Genomic DNA, 21,957 nt, shown 5'->3' with positions numbered 1-21,957 from the left:
ATGGAAAATTCAGCGATTGAAACTTTATTGGCCGAGTTAGATGGCCAAGGGATCTATATCTATGTTCAAGATGGGCGTTTAAAGCTCAGAAGTCGGCAAAGCGAGATACCGCCGCAAAAGTTAGCGCTGATAAGGGAGCATAAGCAAGCACTTATTGCATATATGCAGCGACATCATCAAAAGGTGGGTAAGCTGTCGCGCGCGCAGCAGCGTATTTGGTTTATCGAGCAATACGAAACACAGCTCAATGCTTACAACATGGCGGGATTGTTACGCCTATCGAAGGCATATAGCGCGGCACAAATAGAAAGCGCATTAAATGTCGTGTTACAGCGTTATGATGTACTGCGCAGTCAATTCATGCAGCAAGATGGTGAGGTTGTCCAGAGCGTTAATCGTGATGCAAAACTGACTTTACAAGTGCAATCTTTGGCAGGCGATATTGACTGTGAAGCCGCCGCGAAGAAGGTACAGGATGAGTTATCTTATCAATTTGATTTAGAGTCAGAGCTATTAGTAAGAGCGCGCTTGTTAGTGGCGCAGGACCAAGGTCAATGGCTATATGTGTGTATGCACCATATTGTCGCCGACGGCTGGTCAGTTCGATTGTTTACGCAGTCACTGATTGATGAATTAGCTGGACAAGCTGAAGCGCAAAAAACGCTTCAATATTTGGACTTTGTGCACTGGGAAAACAAATACCAGCAAAGTAGTGCGTATCAACAGCAGTTGAGTTACTGGCAGCAACAACTGGCAGACCTATCAGTTTTTGAGTTGCCGACCAGTGTGCCACGTGAAGCACACAAGCAATATCAAGGTGCCAAACTCGAGGCGTCTATTTCACAGCCTCTGGCGCAGCGCTTTTCTACATTGTGCCAACAGTTAGGTGTTACCCCATTTGCAGGCTATTTAGGGGTATTTTATGCCCTTTTACATCGCTATGGGCAAGCTGAAGATATTACCCTAGGTGTGCCGGTTTTAAATCGCACTCAAGCTGAATTTGAACAGGTAGTCGGCTGCTTTATTAATACGCTGCCGATGCGAGCACGATTGCATGGTCAGCAGTCGTTAGCACAAATTTTGACCCACACTCACCAATTAGTAAAAGCCGGTCTTGATCACCAAAGTGTTGCGGTGGAAGAGATCATAGATGCATTGGATTTGGCCAAATCCACCGCGCATTCGGCGCTGTTCCAAATATTGTTTAACTACAATGGCATTGCACAAAGAGTGGTGCGTAACGATGAGCTCAGTGCTGAGCTTTTTGATTTGGATAATCACACTGCCAAGTACGATCTGACCTTGAGTATCACAGACGATCATGATGGCATACAGCTGAGCCTAGATTATGCAAAGCAGCTGTTTGATGCCCGATTTGTGCAGCAATTTACAGATGATTATACTGCCTTGATTGATATGGCCTGTCGCTCTACAGAGCAAGTTATCGGTCAAATTTCACTGCCTTCGTCGCTACCGATATTGGGAGCTGCACAGCTGAATGATGCACCAGTGAGTGTCATTGAAGGACTTTATCACAGCGCTCAGCGCCATCCAGAGCGCACAGCGTTGATCCAAGAAAACGCAGAGAGTGGGCAAGCTCCTTCGGTGATGAGCTATGATGCCTTAATCACGCAATTAGAAGGCGTGGCTCTGCGCCTATATGCACTGCATCAGCCTGCATCATCACCGATCACGTTATTAGTTCAGCGTGATATTAAAAGCTTAATTTGGATGCTTGGCGCGATGCGCGCGGGCATCGCGTATTTGCCTATCGATGCAGCGACGCCAGCAGAGCGTATCTCGGAAATCATGTCACAAGCAGGCAGTCAGCGTGTGTTATGTGCGAGTGAGCACTTGGCACAGATAGAAAAGCTGCAAGAGGATGGTATAGATGTGCTCGATATAAGTCGTCTATATGCGCAAAGTGCACAGCAAAGCTTGCCCAATATGCCATTAGGTGAAGACATTGCTTATGTGATGTTTACCTCTGGCAGTACAGGTAAACCAAAAGGTGCGGTGATATCACACCATGCGCTGGCAAGGTATGTCGCGGGCGTATCTGAGCGTGTGAGATTCACTCAAGAGACACGTTCGGCGGTCGTCACAGGGCTTGCGACTGATTTAGGGCTTACAGGGATATTTCCAGTGCTAATTGGTGCAGGCTCTGTACTGCTATGCGATAGCACGGAACCTGAATTACTGGTGAAAGCATGTCATCAGCACGACGTAAACCTGATAAAGCTCACCCCTTCTTTTGCACAAGCGTTATTGCCTTGGTTGCAGCAATCCACTTTACATGTCGAGCAGTGGATACTCGGTGGTGAGGCGCTTAGTTTGACCTTAGTGCAGCAGCTTCGAAACTTAACCCCTGATGCACGATTGTTTAATCACTATGGGCCAACTGAGGCGTGTATCGGAGTGTGTACCTTTGAGATCCCAACTGAGCATGATTTGGAGTCCATCCCCATCGGTGCGCCATTTAATCATATTAGATTCGCGATATTAGATGCGCAGCAACAACCCGTGTGTGCGGGTGTACCCGGAGAGCTTTACATCGGCGGTGAGAGTCTTGCAAATGGCTATATTAATGCTGCAAAAGTGACTGAAGACGCCTTTGTATCACTTAAAGTTGGTGATGGCGATTCAGCCCGTTATTATCGTACTGGCGACCAAGTTAAATGTAATTTTGACGGCCAAGTCGAGTTTTTAGGTAGGCTGGATAAGCAACTTAAAATCAATGGCTTTAGAGTTGATATTGCTGAAGTCGAATGCAAGCTACAAACGCTGGAGCAAGTGCAAGAAGTCGCGGTGATCTGCCGCCAAGTTGCACAGCAAAACATGCTGGTGGGCTACTTTGTGCCAGATGGAAAACGCACTGAACTGACGCAGTGTGAATCTGCAATTCGACAGCAGTTAAAGCAGCAATTACCTGCGCACATGATCCCCGCATATTTGATCCAGCAAGCTTCACTGCCCAAGCTGAATAATGGAAAAATAGACCGCAGGGCCCTTGAATCGCTGAGCATAGAAATATCAGATGCAACGCGTGCACCGCAAACGGCACTTCATCATCAGCTCTTGGATATATTTTCGACTTTAACAGGCTGTTCGGGCATTGGCATTGATCACAGCTTTTTTGCTATAGGTGGACACTCATTATTGGCCATGCGTCTGCTCAATGAGGTTAAGGCGCAGTGTGGCGTATCACTGAGTTTAAAGCATATTTTTGCGAACCCCAGCATAGCGGAATTGGCATTGTGTATGGAGTCTCAGGATGCGCAGGTTGAACAGCTTCCAGTGAGGTCAATTGCAAAACAGGATAGCTACTCGCTGTCTTTTGCTCAGCAGCGAATTTGGTTTATAGACCAGATGCAAGGGCACAGTGAGCAATATCATTTGCAAGGTGCGTATCACATAACGGGCGAGTTGAATTGCGAGCAATTAAAGCGAGCATTTTGCTCTGTGGTCCAAGCTCACCCCATGCTGCGTTTTACCTTCCATCAAGATACGCAGGGCACGGCTTATCAAAAAGACAATGCGGACAAGGTTTTTGCACTGAATTACGATGATTTATCAGCGTATGAGGGCAGTCATCAACAGCGTCTTATTGACGATATTGTGACGGCGGATACCAAACGTGGTTTTGACTTAAGTGTAGACCTGATGCTCAGAGCCACACTTGTAAAATGCACTCAAACCAGTCATATGCTGCTTATCACTATGCATCACATTATTTCAGATGGGTGGTCAATTGCAGTCTTAGCCGATGCATTAAGTCGTGCGTATCAAGCTAGTGAGCAGCAAAATTATGCCATCGAAGCGCCGCAGTTTACCTATTTAGACTTCATCGATTGGCAGCGTAGAGTATCTGACACTGAAAAGTGGCAAGCAAGCCTAGACTACTGGCGTGAAGCGCTGGCAGAGATACCACAAGTGCATGCGTTGCCTACAGACAGAGCTAGATCCAATGAAGCGGTTCAAGGCGGGGAGCTTGCTTGCTTTGAGTTGCCTAACTCGCTTAAAGGTGCGATGCATGCATTTTGCCAGCACCATGGATGCACGCGCTTTCAAGTTCTAAAAACGGCGTTTAGTATGTGGATGAGTCGCGCACAGCAGCAACGAGATATCGTGATTGCCACGCCGGTATCAGGGCGCGAAATGCAGGCTTTTGAGCCCGTAATCGGCAACTTTATTAATACCTTGGTCTTGAGAGATAAATTTACCACAGGTACACAGTTTAACGAGGCCCTACAGGGCAGTCAGGCGCAGTTTTTGGCAGCACAAGCTCACCAAGTAGTGCCATTTGATGTGCTGGTTGAAGCACTTGAAGTGCCACGGAACTTGGCGATACACCCGTTGGCACAGGTCGTATTTAGAGTGAATACCGAAGTCAACGAAACCCTTCAGCTTCAAGATTTAGAGGTACAACTGATACCGCAAACTGCACGCAGTGCCAAGCTTGATCTGGAAGTATGTGTCATCGATGATGCCCAGACATGTTGCGTTGAATGGCTCTTTGATACTGCACTTTGGGATCTGCAGAGTATGGCAGACTTTCATGCGCAATATCTGTGGGTATTGGAGCAATGCCTTGATAACCCAGATATTGCTTTGTCGCAGTTAACCCTGTGGCGTCCTGCTGTTTCGCAGGCTTTTATTCGTGCAAGTCAGTCAATCGAAGTGGTTAATTCGGAGGTGACTTCATGGGCGACGCAATTTAGCCAAGTTGCACACAAGTCCCCCCAGCGAACGGCGTTGAGTTTTGCAGCGCAAAGCTGGTGTTACGAAGAGGTTGACCGCATTACGAATCAGCTGGCGCATTGCTTGTTGGAGATGGCTTTCGAACCACAAACGCGCATTGCGCTATTGTTGCCAGAAGGGCCGCTGACCGTGATTGCCATGTTAGGGGTGCTAAAAGCAGAGCATGTTTATGTGCCTTTGCACCATGACACACCAGTAAAAACACTCGAGCATGTCATCGTGGATGCGGACGTGATGTTGACACTGGCATTCAGTGAGAGCGCGGACAAACTGATAAAAGCAGGCAGTGACTTTTTGCTGCTCGATGATGCGCTTAGCGAAGACTCAATACTGTCTTCATATCCAGATACAGCACCAGACATCAATGACTTGCCTGCTTGTGAGATACCGCTGTCCGCAAGAGATTGCTATATCATTTATACCTCAGGTTCAACGGGGCAACCTAAAGGGGTGCCCATTAATCACAGTAATTTGCAAGGCTATCTTCACCATGCCATGAGCAGTTATATGATGCCAGAGCCGCAGCACAGTGTTATGAGCACGCCTGCGGCATTTGATGCTACAGTAACGGCGATTGTGCCGACATTAATGAGCGGGGGCTCACTGACTATTTTGCCGCAGGGTGTGTCGCTCATCCCTGAATTAATTGATAAGCTGTGGGCAAAACAAGCCTCGTTATTTAAATTAACCCCCGCCCATTTACGTGCGGTTTTATCTCTGACGGACGACAAACCCATTTGTGAAACCCTGCACCGATTAATTGTTGGTGGAGAAGCGCTTCAGTCTGATCTGGTGATTAAATTTAGAGAGAAGCTGCCTAATTGTCATATCGTGAATGAATATGGCCCGACTGAAAGTACAGTGGGTGTCAGTGTGTTTGATATTCCGACAACTATGTCGCAGGCGGAGCTAGCAAGTGCGCCAGATGTACCCATTGGCTCTGCGATTGAGGGGGTCACTTTACTCGTTGTCGATGAATTTGACCAACCGGTAGCACGTAATATGGCCGGTGAACTCTTGATAGCGGGAAGTATGGTGAGTCAAGGGTATGTTAATCAAGCAGAGTTAACCGCGAAAAAATTCACACTGCGGGCCATTACAGCAAACCATATGCAGTCTGTTTATCGTTCCGGTGATGTGGTGAAATGGCAACTAGACGCGCACGGTGCACCTAAATACCTTCGTTACTTGGGGCGCACAGATGAGCAAGTCAAACTGCGCGGTTACCGTATTGATTTAGACGCGGTATCGCAATTTATTTTGGCGATAGAGGGCATTGTTGATTGCGCGCTGACGATAGATGACAATGCACAAACTCTGATAGCACATGTGCTATGGCAAACTGAAACTAAATTGTCTGCACGTCAATTGCGCCAGCAACTCACTGAGGTGTTGCCAAGCTATATGATCCCTGCGGCGTTTCATACTGTGGCTGTAATGCCTTTAACTGCCAACGGCAAAGTGGATAAAGCGGCCCTAATCGCAAGCTATGAAGCGACAAAAGAAGATACAGCGCAAAGCAATGTGGTCGCTCAGTATGCAGAGTTAACAGCGCAACAAAAAACGCTGATGGCGTTGTATCAAGCGATATTGCCAACAGCGAGTATTGGTCTAGAAGACAGCTTTTTCGAGCTAGGTGGCCACTCTTTATTGGCGATCAAGCTTATCAGCCAAATTCGTCAACAAATGCAAGTTGATATTACTCTACCACAATTATTTAGAACCCCGAGTGTGCAGGCCTTGGCTGATGCACTACCGAGCTTTGAGCGGTTAGCGACAGGCGATGAAATCCCAGTGGTTGCGCGCACTCACTCGTTACCGCTGTCGTTCTCCCAGCAGCGTTTGTGGCTCATAGACCAGTTACAAAATGGCAGCAGCCAATATCATATGCCTGCCAGTTTTGTCTTTAAGGGAGAGCTTGACCTTTTTGCATTTAATGCAGCACTCGAGAGCATTATTGCACGACACGAAGTGTTGCGAAGCATCATATTGCCTGGGGCAAGTAATGAGTCACCTGAACAGCTTATCAAAGATCAGGTAGAAGTGCCGCTGATCTATGAAGACATCTCGATGTTAGATGAAAGCGACAAGTGCCATAGAGAAGATCAGCTTAAGGCGCAGTTTTGTCAAAAAGCCTTCGACTTGAGTCAAGATGTGATGCTGCGCGTTACTGTGATAAAACGTGAACCGCAGTGCTATTGGGTGCATTTCAATATGCATCACATTGCCAGTGATGGCTGGTCAATGGCCATTTTAGTCAAAGAAATTATCGCATTTTATCGCCATCATAAAGGTGAAGTAGATTACCAACTCCCTGATGCGCTGAGTCAGCCATTGGCGGTGCAATATGCGGACTTTGCGCATTGGCAAAGGGCACATTTCACACCAGACAAGCAGCAAGTCGCAATTGATTACTGGCGCCAGCAACTTGCTGGCAGCCCGCCAATTCATCAATTACCACTGGATTTTGCACGGCCTAAAGTGCAAGCGTTGGCAGCGAAGCAATTCAAAGTGAAACTCAATGAGGCGACCACCGCTGCCATCAAAAACCAGTGTCAGACTGAGTCTGTGACCTTATTTATGTGGTTACACAGTGCGTTTTCGCTGTTAATGATGCGCATGAGTGGTGTAGATGATATCGCGATTGGCTCGCCAGTTGCGGGGCGAACTCAAAAGCAGCTTAATGAGTTAATTGGCTTTTTTGTAAATACGGTGGTGATCCGAGCTCAGGCTGAGAAGCACCTCACGTTTAATCAGTATCTTGCTCAGCAAAAAGCAGTGATTGTAGATGCGTTTAAACACCAATCGCTGCCATTTGAGCAAGTGGTTGAAGCCTTGAATCCTGAACGCAGCTTAAGCCACCAGCCATTATTTCAGGTTTTATTTGCGCTCCAAAATAACGAAGTTGTCGATATCGCTTTACCTGATCTGCACATTGAAGAGACGCCTTTAGAGTCACTTAACCTCAAGTTTGATTTAGAGGTCAATGCCATAGAGCAGGGGGCGGAAATTGAATTAGAGTGGCGCTTTAGCTGCGCGTTGTTTAAGCAAAGCACCATAGCGGCCATGGCAGAAGCGTTCAATGTTTTGATTGATGCCGCTTTAAACGGTCCTGATTGGCCGATTAGTCGCTTGGCAATTCTATCCTCTGAGCAGCAACGTGCACTTGCTAAAGCTGCAGGCCATATCTGTGAGCACGATACGCCTGTGTGTTTACATGAGCGTTTTGAAAACGTTGTGTATATGCACAAGGAGAAAGTGGCTGTCACAGATGCTGAGGGGAGCTCGTTGAGTTATGAAGCGCTGTGGCAACGAGCGGGATCTCTGGCAAGTCACTTATTGGCAAATGGCGTAAATGCTGATGATAAGTTGGCGGTGTGCTTATCACCAAGCGCGGATATGGTGGTTGCATTGCTTGCCGTATTACGTGCTGGGTGTGCCTATGTGCCAATAGATCCAAAACTCCCTGCAGCACGCATTCAGTACATTTTACAAGACAGTGGGGCTGCGGGTGTTATAAGTAGTGATGATTTGATACGTGGACTGGCAAATTTATCAGACTCGATTGCGCAGTCGCCGCTGACTTTGTTTTCAATCAACGACTCAGCCAATTGGCCAGCATCTTGTGATCAAGGTGTACTGCCTAAGCCACATGTTGATGCGTTGGCTTATGTTATCTACACCTCGGGGACGACGGGGCAACCCAAGGGCGTGCAAATCAGCCACCAGAACTTACACCATTATGTGTCATTTGCCATTAGAGAGTATACCAACAGCACTCTTTCACGCGCGATAGTAAGCACACCCGTTGCGTTCGATGCCACAGTCACCACCTTATGGGGCGGCTTGCTGGCAGGGTTAGGTATCGAACTCATCGATGACAATGACACCTTGTTAGCTGAACTAGCTAAGCGCCTGTTTAGCCATGAATCCTACTTGTTAAAAGTAACCCCGGCACACCTTAAAGGCGCATTGGAAGTGGCTAACCAGTTGTCTTTGACCCGCCAATTTAGCGGGCGGCATTGTGTGGTTATCGGCGGAGAAGCGTTGTCATGCCAGTTGCTAAAAGCGCTGGATGTGTTTTTACCGAATACTCAGTGGGTCAATGAATATGGACCAACTGAGGCGACAGTCGGCACCAGTATTTACCGCTGTGACAGTCAAACGATTGAGCAGCTTATTGCAAGCGGTCAGAATGATGTGCCAATTGGCCAAGCGATGCCATACAGTCATTGTGTGGTACTAGATGAGCTACAGCAATTTGTGCCAAATGGCGTATTGGGGGAGCTGTATGTGTCTGGCGACGCCATCAGTGCTGGCTATTTAGGCAAGTCGAAACTGACCGATGAGAAATTTATCACCCTGTCATTACAGTCAACAGCGCAAGCGGTACGTTTTTATCGCACCGGTGATAAAGCAAAGTGGCAATTCGATGAAGCGTCAAATGCCATGCAATTAAGGTTTGCTGGGCGCATTGACCAACAAGTGAAATTGCGCGGGTATCGTATCGAATTGGACGAAATTGCACACTATTTAGTGCAGCAAGCAGAGATTAAAGAAGCTCAGGTGTTGTTGAACGATAAGGGTGACAATATCGAGGCATTTGTTGTGCTCGAAAATGACGGCCAAACAGTGTCATTGCCCCAGTTAGTCGATGAGATACGTGGCATCCAATATTGTGAGCAGCTTGCATTACAGTTACCAACTTATATGTTGCCACATCGCTTTATTCAAGTGACGCATTTGCCTTTGACTAATAATGGCAAGCTAGATACTCATTCCTTGAGAAGTTGGGCACAGCAGTGTCAAAGCAAGACTGAGGTGGTTGTGCCAAGCTCTGAGCTCGAAAAAGCGCTGCATCAAATTTTTGCTACTGTGCTGGCAGTAGATGAGTTTGGGATCACAGATAATTTCTTTACTCTGGGCGGGCACTCTTTACTGGCAATTCAATGTGCTGGATTAATCCAAGAGCAGTTGAGTATAGCTGTGCCGATGCGGGTATTGTTTGAGCGACCCACTATAACCGCATTGGTGAAGTGGATCCGGATCCACACTACTTATGAACAAGCGCAGCTTAGTGATAGTGATTCATCAGAGGAGATGTTCCTGTGATAACGAGTCAGACACTAGAACTTGAATCGCTGATCGCTGAGGCGCTAGATGCAGGGGTCACGTTATACGAAAAAGATGGCCGCTTGGCATTTCGTCAAAAAGATACTTTTCCTGAAGCACTTAAAAGCAAGGTCATCGCCAATAAAGCAGACTTAGTAAGCTATTTTCAACAACAGCGAACCCACACAGTGGCAGCGCACGATGGGATTATTCCTCCAATAGCGCGTACCGAACAGCTCCCGCTGAGTTTTGCACAAGAGAGTTTATGGTTTATTGAGCAGCTGCATGGTGGCCAGCAGTATTACATGCCAGCCTCTTTTCGCTTAACTGGAGAGCTTGATGTTGATGCTTTGAAATACGCCATTGGGCAAGTGATTGAGCGTCATGAAAGTTTGCGCTGCCAGTTTCTTGCTGGGGATGAGTCAAATGGTAAGCCCTATGCACGCATCATGCGAGACTTTGAAACACCGTTTGAGTGGCTTGATGTCAGCCAGTTATCAAATGATGAAAAAGCCGAGCAAATCGACAGCCATATTAAGCATTTTTGCACACAAGAATTTAACCTTGAAAGCGGCTGTTTAATCCGTGTTTTAGTGCTGTCTGATACGCATCAGCACCGGTTATTTTTTAATATGCACCATATCGTCTCAGATGGTGCATCTATGGCGAATTTAGTGGACGAAGTAGCGACCATTTACAACGCCGCTCTGAGCAAGTCACAGTTACAATTACCTACTTTGGCGCTACAGTACGTTGACTATGCGGCGTGGCAGCGAGCACAGCTGTGTGATGAGAGTTTTTCTGCCCATCTGGCATATTTTAAATCGCAATTAGCAGGCTTGGATCCGCTGCAATCATTGCCAAGTGATAAGCCGAGAATGGCCGTGCAAACAGAGCAGGGTGCGCGCTATGTGCAATCCCTCTCTCTTGATCTCACGAAGCGTATAGTTTCTTTATCTTCTGCGCAGCAGAGTTCACTTTTTATGTGGCTAAGTAGCGGTGTCATGCTGTTTATTGCACGATTGAACCAGCAATCTCGGGCGGTAGTTGGCACACCAGTACTTGGGCGTGATAACCCGCAGCTGGAACACTTGATTGGTTTGTTCGTGAACACTTTAGTGATGCATGCAGAAGTCGATGAGCAGCTTTCTTGTGAGCAATGGTTTGCAGAGCAAAAAGCGCGTAATTTAGCAGCGCTGGAATATCGAGCATTGCCTTTTGATAAATTGGTTGAACACTTAGGCCAAACGCGAGATTTAAGCCATCATCCTGTAGTACAAATCTTATTTTCCTTAACCCAACCGGATGAGCAAACTCTGACGTTAAATGGGCTTGAGGTGGAAGAGTGTAAAGCATTAGATAATCAGAGCGTTGCGGTTAAGTGTGACCTCGAATTACATGCCCAGTTTGATGGTGAGGCTTTGGTGGTTCACTGGAAGTATGACAGTGATCTTTACCACAGGGAAACGATTCAAAATTGGGCAAGCAGCTTTGCCGTGATGCTCGAAGGCATAGTCAATCACCCGACTATGGCAGTGGGGGATGTGCCCTTATTGGATGAGTCACATGCCAATCAACTGCTCTCTCAGCCGCAGTGCCAAGCGAGTTGGCCAGAGCAACACAGCATCGTTTCGTTATTAGAACAGCAGGTCATCAATGTTGACTCGCGTACTGCGGTGACCGATGGCACATCTTCGCTTACGTACACCGAGCTTGGAGTGCGCATTGATGCCCTTGCTTGCGCGTTAATTGCTGAAGGCGTAAAACCTCAGCAGTTGGTACCTGTGAGCATGACGCGCAGCACCGACATGGTGGCTGCATTGCTGGCGATTCTAAAAGCGGGCGGTGCTTATGTCCCTATAGACCCAAGTTACCCACAAGAGCGAATTGAATACATCCTATCGGATATCAACAGTGATTTGTTGGTGTGTGATGAGCAAAGTGCAGCCTTGTTTTCTCAGCTTACAGTGCGGTGCATTGTCGCAGATAGAGCGATTGACGCGCACAGTGGCCGTCAATTTGTTGCGCCAAAGATACAGCCGGATCACCTTGCCTATGTGATCTATACCTCAGGTACCACAGGCAAGCCCAAAGGGGTGCAAATAGAGCATCGCCATGTCGTACGTTTGCTGTTTACTGAGCCGAGCTTATTTGATTTTAATGAACAAGATGTGTGGAGTCTATTTCACTCGTTTTGCTTTGATTTTTCGGTCTGGGAAATGTACGGCGCGCTCTTGTTTGGCGGCAAGCTCGTGGTGGTTGATAGTGATACGGCAAAAGATACCGAGTCGTTTGCTAAGCTACTACTTCGCGAAGGCGTGACAGTATTAAACCAAACGCCCAGTGCGTTTTATGTGCTGCAAAGTTGTATGCAGCGGCTGGTGGAAGAAACCCATCAGCAGCCAACCATTCGATATGTTATTTTTGGTGGCGAAGCGCTGCAACCGAGCAAAATCAAACCATGGCGCAAGCTGGTACCGGCATGTCAGTTGATCAATATGTATGGGATCACAGAAACCACGGTGCATGTCACTTTTAAGCGCCTCAGTGATGAGGATCTTGCCGTTGGCCAAAGTAACATAGGTAAACCCATCCAAACGACATCTAGTTATGTGTTAGACAACCAACAGCGCCTGCTGCCGCAAGGTGCCATTGGCGAGTTATATGTTGGCGGTGAAGGTGTCGCACGGGGCTATTGGCAACGCCCTGAGCTAAACCAGCAACGATTTGTTGAACTGAGTTTAGCAAAGGGACATAGCGAAAGGCTGTATCGTTCAGGAGATTTAGTGCGACTGCTGCCGGATGGAGAAATGACGTACATCGGTCGTATTGACGACCAAGTTAAAGTGCGTGGATACCGTATTGAGTTGGGTGAAATAGAAAATCAGCTCAGGATGCACCCTTGGGTTGATGAAGCGGTAGTGATACTCAACCAGCATCCAGTTAAAGGCGCTTACGTTGCAGCATTTATTACCGAAGGTGATGATGCGGCTTTTACTGATTTAAGTGCCCAGCTAAACACCTTTTTAAAAGCCACTCTACCTGATTTTATGCTGCCGAGCTTTGCAAGCTCTGTGTCTAAGATGCCACTGACAGTGAATGGCAAGGTAGATAAAAAAGCGTTGTTATCTTTAATTGAAATAGATAACGATAAAGCACCTTTTGAAGCGCCCGCCACACCTGTTGAAATACAAGTCGCGGATGCGTTCAAGTCTGTATTGCAATGCCCCCATGACGTTGGCTTGCAGGATGACTTTTTTACTCTGGGCGGGCATTCATTGCTTGCAGTAGAGCTGTGTTATTACTTAAAAGCACGCTTTGGCTTAGATGCTGTGCTTTCTGAGTTGTTCCAATATTCCAGTGTTAAAGCGCTGGCACAGCGGCTGGCTGATAAAGCCTCTGTAAGTGAGGCATCAGTAGTTCCAGCATTACAGTGTACACAGCAAACACAGGGCCCTGTTTCGTTTGCTCAGCAGCGGTTGTGGGCGTTAGATAGCATTCAGGGCGCTGAGCAAGCTGTCGCTGTTTATCACGTTCCCATGTCATTTTTACTTAAAGGGGAATTGAATTTAAGTGCTTTTGAAGCCGCTTGGCAGCAGGTAATTGAGCGCCACGCTATTTTAAGAACAGTGATATATACAGATCAATCTGGTGCACCGAAACAGCGCGTTCTTCCCGATTTTTCTGTGCCTTTGCAGGTGGTGGATGTCTCTGATAAGTCTGCTCAGCAGAGTAACCTTACTTGGCGTAAACTACAGCGCGATGATGACCAGCAGGCATTCGACCTTGAGCGAGACTTGATGATCAGAGTGCACTTACTGAAGTTATCGCAAAGAGAGTTTAAGTTACGCATCAATGTGCATCATATTGCCTGTGATGCGCACGCTTTACGACTTATCGTTGATGACCTCGCTGTGGAATATCAGCATGCGTGCGATGGCACTAAAGCTGATGTGGGCTGTGAGGTTACTGAAAAAATTACCTATCTTGATTACGCAATATGGCAGCAATCACAGTTGCAAGGCGCGGCACATCAGGCGTTTTGGCAAAACTATTTGGCAGGGGCGCCTCAGGTGCATGAGCTGGCTTTGGATGGGGTGCGTAGCAATCAGTCTCAGCAACTCGGTGCAACACACATTAGCAACTTTGACAGCGCTTTGTCTGAACACATTACTTTGCAATGTCAGCGTTTAGGGATGAGCCATTTTATGTGGCTACACACGTTATTTTCTGTGTGTATTGCCCGTTGCAGTCAAGTATCTGATGTGGTGGTAGGTTCACCATTTTCTGGGCGTCACCATGCTCAGCTCAAAGACATTGTTGGCTTTTTTGTTAATGTACTCCCCATTCGCGTGCAGTTTACACCAGAGATGACGCTCGAATCGTTATTGGCTGCGCAAAAAGCGCAGATCTTAGCTGTACATGAGCATCAAGCGGTGCCTTTTGAGCAAATATCAGCGCTCTGTGAACCGCACACAGACCTGAGCCATCACAGCTTATTTCAAATCAGCTTTGCGTTTGACCCCAAAGATCACACTGAGTTGACATTAGGCGATATACAAGTCACTGCATTGGATGAGCCCAATAGTCAGGCAAAGTTTGAGCTCGACTTAACTTGTAGTGAGCAGTCTGATGGCATACGGCTCAATTGGGTTTATGATAAAACCCTATTTTCCCATCATTCAATCGCGGGATTGGCTGACGCGTTTGAGGCCATGGTGACAGCGGCGGTGACAAACCTAGATCAGCGGGTAACTGAACTGCCATTAGTAAAAACTGAAACATGGCAAAAACGGATGTTATGTGGTGAGCAATACGCGCTGTGTTCGCCGAGCGTACTTCAGCCTATTTGGGCTCATCAGAATACCGAGTGTGCCAACCAAACTGCACTTGTCGACAGAGATGGCACATGCATGAATTATGGCGAGCTGCTGTCAGCTGCCGAACAGCTTGCCATGTATTTAACTGAGCAAGGGCTACAAAATGACGACCGGGTGATGATCTGCCTATCTGCTGGGAGTCGATGGATCACCGCGCTGCTTGCGGTGATGCGAGCAGGCGCATGTTATGTGCCAGTTGACCCGAGTTACCCTCAGTCTCGGATCCAATTTATTGCCAAAGATAGTGATTGTAAGTTTGTACTAACAAACTCTTCAGGCTTCGATTTGTTAAATCATAGAGATGTTAGCTCGGCTCAACTGATTGATGTAGACGCCCTCGATTTAACGTCTATTCAAGGGGCGATGTTGCCGTCGCTCCCTGCAAATTCCGCGCAGCTCGCTTATGTGATTTACACCTCCGGCACCACAGGTCAACCAAAAGGGGTGATGAATACCCATCAAGGATTAATGAACTTGTGCCAGTGGCACCAGCGCGCCTTTGCTGTAGATAGCCACTCTGTAGCGACACAGACTGCCAGCGTCGCATTTGATGCCGCGGCATGGGAAGTGTGGCCTTATTTGGTGGCGGGTGCGCAATTGGTATTTTTACCAAAGGCGACTTTTAGTGATGCACGGCGTTTGACGCAAGCAATGCAAATTCACCAAGTCACCCATAGTTTTTTAGCGACACCCGTTGCGCAGGCGGTTTTAGCTGACAGCGAGTTTAATCCGCTGTCATTGCGTTACTTGATGGTCGGTGGTGATAAATTAGCGCCAGTGGATACCTCGGGGCATCCATTTGCCCTCATTAATAATTATGGGCCGACGGAAAGCGCCGTGGTTGCCACTTCTGGTCTCGTTGACTTGGGCGCAACAACGCCGGATATTGGCCTGCCCATTGATAATACCCAGTTGCTCATTTTAAACGCCCAGCAACAATTGCAACCTAGTGGCGCTATCGGCGAGCTTTGCATTGCAGGCGACAGTTTGGCAAGTGGCTACTTGGGGCGCACCGCGCTTACCACTGAGCGCTTTATTAACTGGCGTGCGCCCACTGGTGAGTCAATGCGAGTATATCGCACAGGGGATTTGGTCAGGCAGATTGCAAATGGGCGTTTAGCTTACATTGGTCGTAATGATGACCAAATCAAGCTGCGTGGCTATCGCATTGAGCTGGATGAAATTGAGAGCCAACTGAGTGTCTTACCAGAAGTAGAGCAAGCGATTGTATTGCTGTGTGATTCAGGTGATGCGGGCGCCTGTTTAGTGGCCTTTATTTGCCAAACTGCTGCTTTGGATGAGCAAACACTTTCTAAGCAGTTAGAAGCACAACTTTGTGATGCTCTGCCAGCGCATATGCTGCCCAGTGAGTATGTATTGTTGGCTGAGATGCCGCTGACGCCCCATGGCAAGGTGGATAAGCCATCGCTGCGCATGCAAGTAAAGCACAAGGTTAGCGTACCGACGGTCAGTTCTACAGATACCGAAGAAGGGCTGCCAGAGTCGAGTCGTGCGTTATTACAGGTTTATCGCACGTTATTGAAACGGCCTGATTTACAGCCTGCTGATGACTTTTTTGCCATGGGTGGGGATTCGATTTTAAGCATTCAAATTGCTACTCGGGCGCGGGCATTGGGCTTTGATTTAGCCGTCTCTGATGTGTTGACTTATTCAAGCGTCGCGCAGTTAAGTACACATTTCGCGCAGGCTGCTCTTTGCATAGACAGCACGCCAAGCAATCAAGTGACTTATGTGCCAAGTCGTGGAAAAGCCAGTCTATTACCCACACAGTACTGGTTTTTTGAGCAGCAATTTGCATTACCTACGCACTGGAACCAAGCGGTGATGTTGGGGCTAGATAAGAGTGTCTCCGCTTTGCAATTGGAAGCAGCCGTTACAGCACTTATCGCACGTCATGATAGTTTAAGGTTGACGGTAGCGGCAAACAACACACTGCATTTTGTTGATGGGCTTTGTGCATCTGCCATTGTCCATACTTGCGACCTGAGCTGTAAGGGTGACTGGCAGGATGCGTGGCAAAATACCTGTCAGCAATGGCAGCGGAGCTTGAAATTTAATGGCTCGCCTTTAGTGCGCTTTATCATGGCAGATACGGGTCAGAAAGACGTTAAAAACCGCGTGTGTATCATTGCCCATCACCTGATCATTGATGGCGTATCTTGGCGTCTTGTTTTGGAGGGCTTATTTCATGCCCTGCAAATGAGTGTTACAGATGACGCGATATCTTTAATACCGCCTAAAGTCAGTATTCAACAAGTGTCGCAGGCGCTGCGAGATCATGCACAACATCATGCCAAGGTGGATGATTGGTTGCCAGTAGTGCAAGCCGCCAGTAAGCAAACATATTTTGACATGCATGAACAAACAGCCGCTCAGGTGACAGTTCACAGTCTGCAATTAAAACTCACTACATCGCAGACGCAAGCCTTACTGACAGTTGCCAATAAGGCTTATGGCACGCAAATTCAAACCTTACTATTGGCTGCAGTACATCTGACATTATTTAAGTTAACTGATGCGCAATCCCATGTATTGATGATGGAAGGGCATGGTCGAGGAGCACTGCAGGGCCAGATAGATAGCAGTGACACTGTGGGGTGGATGACCGCCATGTATCCACTGCATCTCTTTGTAAATGCTACGACGATGGGAGACATGATCTGCGCGGCTAAAGAAGCATTGGCTGCCGTGCAAGACAAAGCCAGTGATTACGGTACGTTGCGTTACTTGCATTCAGATGCAAAGGTGAGAGAAGCATTGGCGATAGACACCAGCAAATTGGTGTTTTTTAATTACCTTGGTCAACTTGATAGCGTGATCCACAGTGCGGGTCCACTAAGTGATGTGAATGAGTCTTGTGGGGACTTGATAGCACCAGACAATCATTGTTTTTACGCTATGCAGCTTACTTCTTCGATTCAAGCTGAGTGTTTGTGTATGCACTGTGACTTTGATGCAATGCAGATCTCTCAGGCCACAGCTGAGGCGTTTGTCGCTCAATTACAAAGTGCGATAGATGAAGTACTTACCCACTGCTCACAGCAAACAAGGCGTCATTACACGCAAAGTGATTTTCATTTACTTCCCACCTGTTCTAATCGAGGACTCGCTCAGCTAATCGCCCAATCCCCTGAGCAGGCTGTCGCAGACATTTACCCGCTCAGTCCATTGCAGCAAGGGATGTGGTTTCAAACTCAGTTAGCAGATGCAAAAAGTCAATCAGCGCGCCCTTACCTTGAGCAGTGTTGCTTTATGTTTGCTGGCAACTTTGACTGTGAGGCGTTTATCTATGCATGGCAGCAAGTCATCAAGCAGCACAGCATTTTGCGCAGCGCATTTACATCGCTTGATGGCCAGCCTGTGCAGGTGGTGTTAGAGCAGGCCGAAACCCCGGTTGAATTGATCAATATTCAAGGGCAGGAGGAGCAAGGGGTCTATTTTGATCAGTTAGCCCAGCAGGCGTATCAGCAAGGTATAGTGCTGAACCAAGCGCCCTGTATGCGATTGCAATTGGTGTTAATGTCCGAGCAGCGTGTTGGCTTTATTTGGACTTATCATCATATGATCATGGATGGCTGGTCATTACCTGTTTTATTTAGTGAGCTGCTGCGCTTTTATAATGCGCGCATCGACGGCCAAACCGCGGCGATACGTTCAGATAACTTTGCAGAGTATATTGCTTATACACAACAGCGGGACCGTGCTGAAGAAGCTGCGTTTTGGCAAGTATATCTTAGCGATATCGACTCACCGACTTTGATCAGTGACTGTCTCAAAACCACTATAAATGAGCCAGTGCAATATCAGGAGTGTCATCAGGTACTGAGCGAAGCACAGTGCCAAGGGATGGCTCAAACTGCCTCAGAACTGGGGTTAACTGCCAATCAACTTATCCAAGCTGTCTTCGCTTATTGGTTGAGTGTTTGTTTGGGTCGCAGTGAGGTAATGTTTGGTCAAACGGTTGCGGGGCGTCCGACTGCACTTAGCAATATGGCCAGCCGTGTTGGTCCTTACATTAACACTCAAGCTGTGTATACCCAGATTGATATGCAGATGTGTGTCGCTGACTATTTGCAGGGATTTAAAGCCAATGTGACTGCACTGAGTCAATATCCCCATAGCAGCTTAAGTGATGTGCAAACGTGGAGCCAGATAGACAATCAGCAGGATTTGTTTGATGTGCTGTATGTGTTTGAGAACTATCCGACCGATCCTTTGTCTCAAGGGCCGAGCCTGCCGTTTGAAATCATCAGCAGTGACTATCAAGATCAGACCCACTATCCGCTCTCCCTCGTCGTAGGGGGAGATAAGCAGTTGTCTTTGACTCTGTGTTATCAAACCTGTGTATTAAACGAAGCACAGAGCCAGCACTTTGTCGCAATGTTGGCCCAGTTGCTCAAACAAGTATGTGAGCAACCGACACAAAAGCTGTGCGAACTGTCAAATACCTTACATGGGCAAGTTGAGAGCGAATTTACCCGCTTTGAATTGGCCGATAAGGCACATACGGTTGACGAGTACACGCCACGGGCTGAAACACTTGCAGATGCGTTTATGCAAACAGCGGCTGAACACAGCTGTGAAACAGCTTTGGTCTATTTTGATAACGGGGATATCAGCCCCAGCGCGTGCTTGAGCTATGCAGAGCTGGATGCGCAGAGTAATCGACTCGCCCACTGGCTGGTGGAGCAGATAGGGCACCGTGACTCGCAGCCGATTGTCGGAATTGCCATTGAGCCTAGAGCTGATCTTATCATTGCCGTTTTGGCGGTATTAAAAGCGGGCGCAGCGTATGTGCCATTGACATCGGCACTGCCGCTGCAAAGAAAACAGCTGATAGTGGCATCGTGCCAAGCCGCATTAGTATTAACGGATAGCGCGATTTGGCAAGACCAAGATGCACCATGCCGCACTTATCAAGTTGATGACGTTAATGCGCAATTAGATTGCTATTCAGGTGATGCTTTAAAATCAACAAGCCTAGGATCGGATCTGGGCTACGTGATTTATACCTCAGGCACCACTGGCGTGCCAAAAGGGGTGATGGTAGAGCAGCGCAGTATCCTTAATTATGTACGCAGCTTGTCCGCGCAATATGAGATAAATAGCGCAGATAACTACCTGCAATTTGCCAGCTTTAGCTTTGATGTATTTGCCGAAGAGGTTTTTTGCGCCTTGCTTAGAGGCGCGACTTTAGTGATGGCTGAGCCGTCCCAGCTGCTTGATACTGCAAGGCTCAGTGAGTTAACGCATGATGCGGATATTAGCTTAATGAGTTTGCCCACAGCATATTGGCACCAGCTGTGTGCAGTGCCTCAGGAATTTAGTTCGTCTTTGCGATTGATCACCATTGGGGGTGAGCAAATGCAGCTTGCGGCACTCAAATCATGGCAAAAAAATCAAGGTACTCAGATACGTTTGGTCAATGCTTATGGGCCAACTGAGACTACCATTTCAGCTACCTTGCAAGAAGTAACGGATTGGCAAGATGAAGACATTGCCATAGGCCGCCCTGTAAACGGATTGCAATTACATGTGTTAGATGCACAGCTCAGGCCATTGCCCCAGTATGTTGCTGGTGAGCTGTACATTAGTGGTGTCGGCCTTGCAAGAGGCTATTTAGGAGATACTAAAAAAACCGCTGAGGCATTCATCACTGACTCTCATACCGGGTTGAGACTGTATAAAAGCGGTGACTTGGTGAAGCTGAATGCGCGCAACGAAGTTATCTTTTTAGGTCGCCGAGATGGTCAAGTGAAGGTCCGGGGCTATCGCATTGAGCTTGCGGATATTGAAAGTCAGTTGATGGCCATTGCAGGCATTGGTAACTGCGCTGTCGTGGTGCGCCAAGATAGTAGTGGCAATGAACAATTGGTTGCGTTTATCGAGTCAGCAAGTTTGCAGGGGGATGCATCAGAGCTGCACGAGATACTCAGTGCTAAGCTACCAAGTTATATGGTCCCGCAGCTTATCACCTCAATCGATGCATTGCCGCATACTAGTAGCGGTAAGCTAGATCGCAAAGCGTTGGTTGCTCATGCAAAAGGGTTGAGTTTGCAAACTCACGCTAAGGCAAAACCGCAAAGTCGCCTTGAGGTTGGCATTGCAGCGCGATTTGCTCAGCTGCTTAAAGTTGATCTTGTCGGGCTAGATGATGACTTTTTTGTGCTCGGTGGTCATTCATTGTTGGTCATGCAGTTGGTGGCTGAGATCCAATCTCAATTAGCAATCACAGTGCCTTTAGCTGCCGTGATGCAACATAGTACAGTGCGGTCGCTGGCTAATTTTATAGATACCCAGTGTGCTACGGAGTATCAGCAGGAAAATGCACCGACTAGCGTGATGTGTTTGCAGCAAGGGGAAGTGGGCTTTACGCCTGTGGTGCTGATAGCGGGCGCAGGCGGTTTGCTCATTTCATTTGTGCAGTTGGTGGATAAACTTGACGCACGTATCCCTGTTTATGGCTTGCAGCCAGATTTAATCGCCGACAAACCTGATGTGATAGGCGATATTCATCAGACAGCGAAACATTATCTGCAAGTGCTGGAGCGCGATTTTGAGCAAGTCCATGTCGTGACACATTCATTTGGTGCATTCATTGGCTATGAGCTGTGCCTTCTTTCGCAGCACAGTGAATTGACGTGTACCTCGTTGACCATTTTAGATACCCCGTTGCCCAGTCAGCCCAACGCATCTGTTGATGAACGACAAATTGACAAGTTTGTGTTACATGACTTATGTGAATTTTTCAGTCTTTCGCCGCGACAAAATGAAATTGAGCACTATAGTCAAATGGCTGGAATGGCAAAGTTTGCGCTTTTGTCAGATTGGCTCTCACACGTTGACGTGCATATGTCAGCACAGCAATTAGCAACATTTTATCAAGTATATAAAGCCCAGTTGCTGTCGAATGTGGTGATTGATACGCCGTTGTTGGATGTGAAAGTCAAAGTCATCAAAGCTGCAGACACCAAAGAGTTTGAGGGGCGAGCAGTGAAATTAGACATGGGCTGGCAGCGTGTGGTGGAGAACCTTACTGCACTGGAAGTGGCAGGAGACCATCTATCAATTTTACAAAACAAGGCGGACATGCAAGCGCTTGTTACGCAGATAGAAAAACGCTACATACTGCACAGTTAAATGTAAATATTATGTTGTAATTTTATCTTACCTAGTTAAGGAT

General features: G+C 47.5%; 2 protein-coding genes. Both read left to right on the top strand.

Annotation, left to right across the window (positions count from 1 at the left end):
* Complete coding sequence (locus QNM16_RS17575; RefSeq protein ID WP_284021704.1) at positions 1–9,873, top strand: non-ribosomal peptide synthetase; 9,873 nt, start codon at positions 1–3, stop codon at positions 9,871–9,873.
* Entirely contained in the window at positions 9,870–21,914 is a 12,045-nt protein-coding gene (locus tag QNM16_RS17570; RefSeq protein WP_284021703.1) for a non-ribosomal peptide synthetase, read from the top strand. The genes QNM16_RS17575 and QNM16_RS17570 overlap by 4 nt, the downstream gene beginning before the upstream one ends.
* The last annotated feature ends 43 nt before the right edge of the window (positions 21,915–21,957 follow it).

Source organism: Pseudoalteromonas umbrosa (assembly GCF_030125375.1).
In the GTDB taxonomy this organism is placed as follows: Bacteria; Pseudomonadota; Gammaproteobacteria; order Enterobacterales; family Alteromonadaceae; genus Pseudoalteromonas; species Pseudoalteromonas umbrosa.
This window is presented reverse-complemented; position numbering and strand designations above follow the sequence as displayed.

Excerpts from the sequence above, each read along its gene's own strand:
- QNM16_RS17575 (WP_284021704.1), top strand. The coding sequence starts at position 1 with ATGGAAAATTCAGCGATTGAAACTTTATTGGCCGAGTTAGATGGCCAA.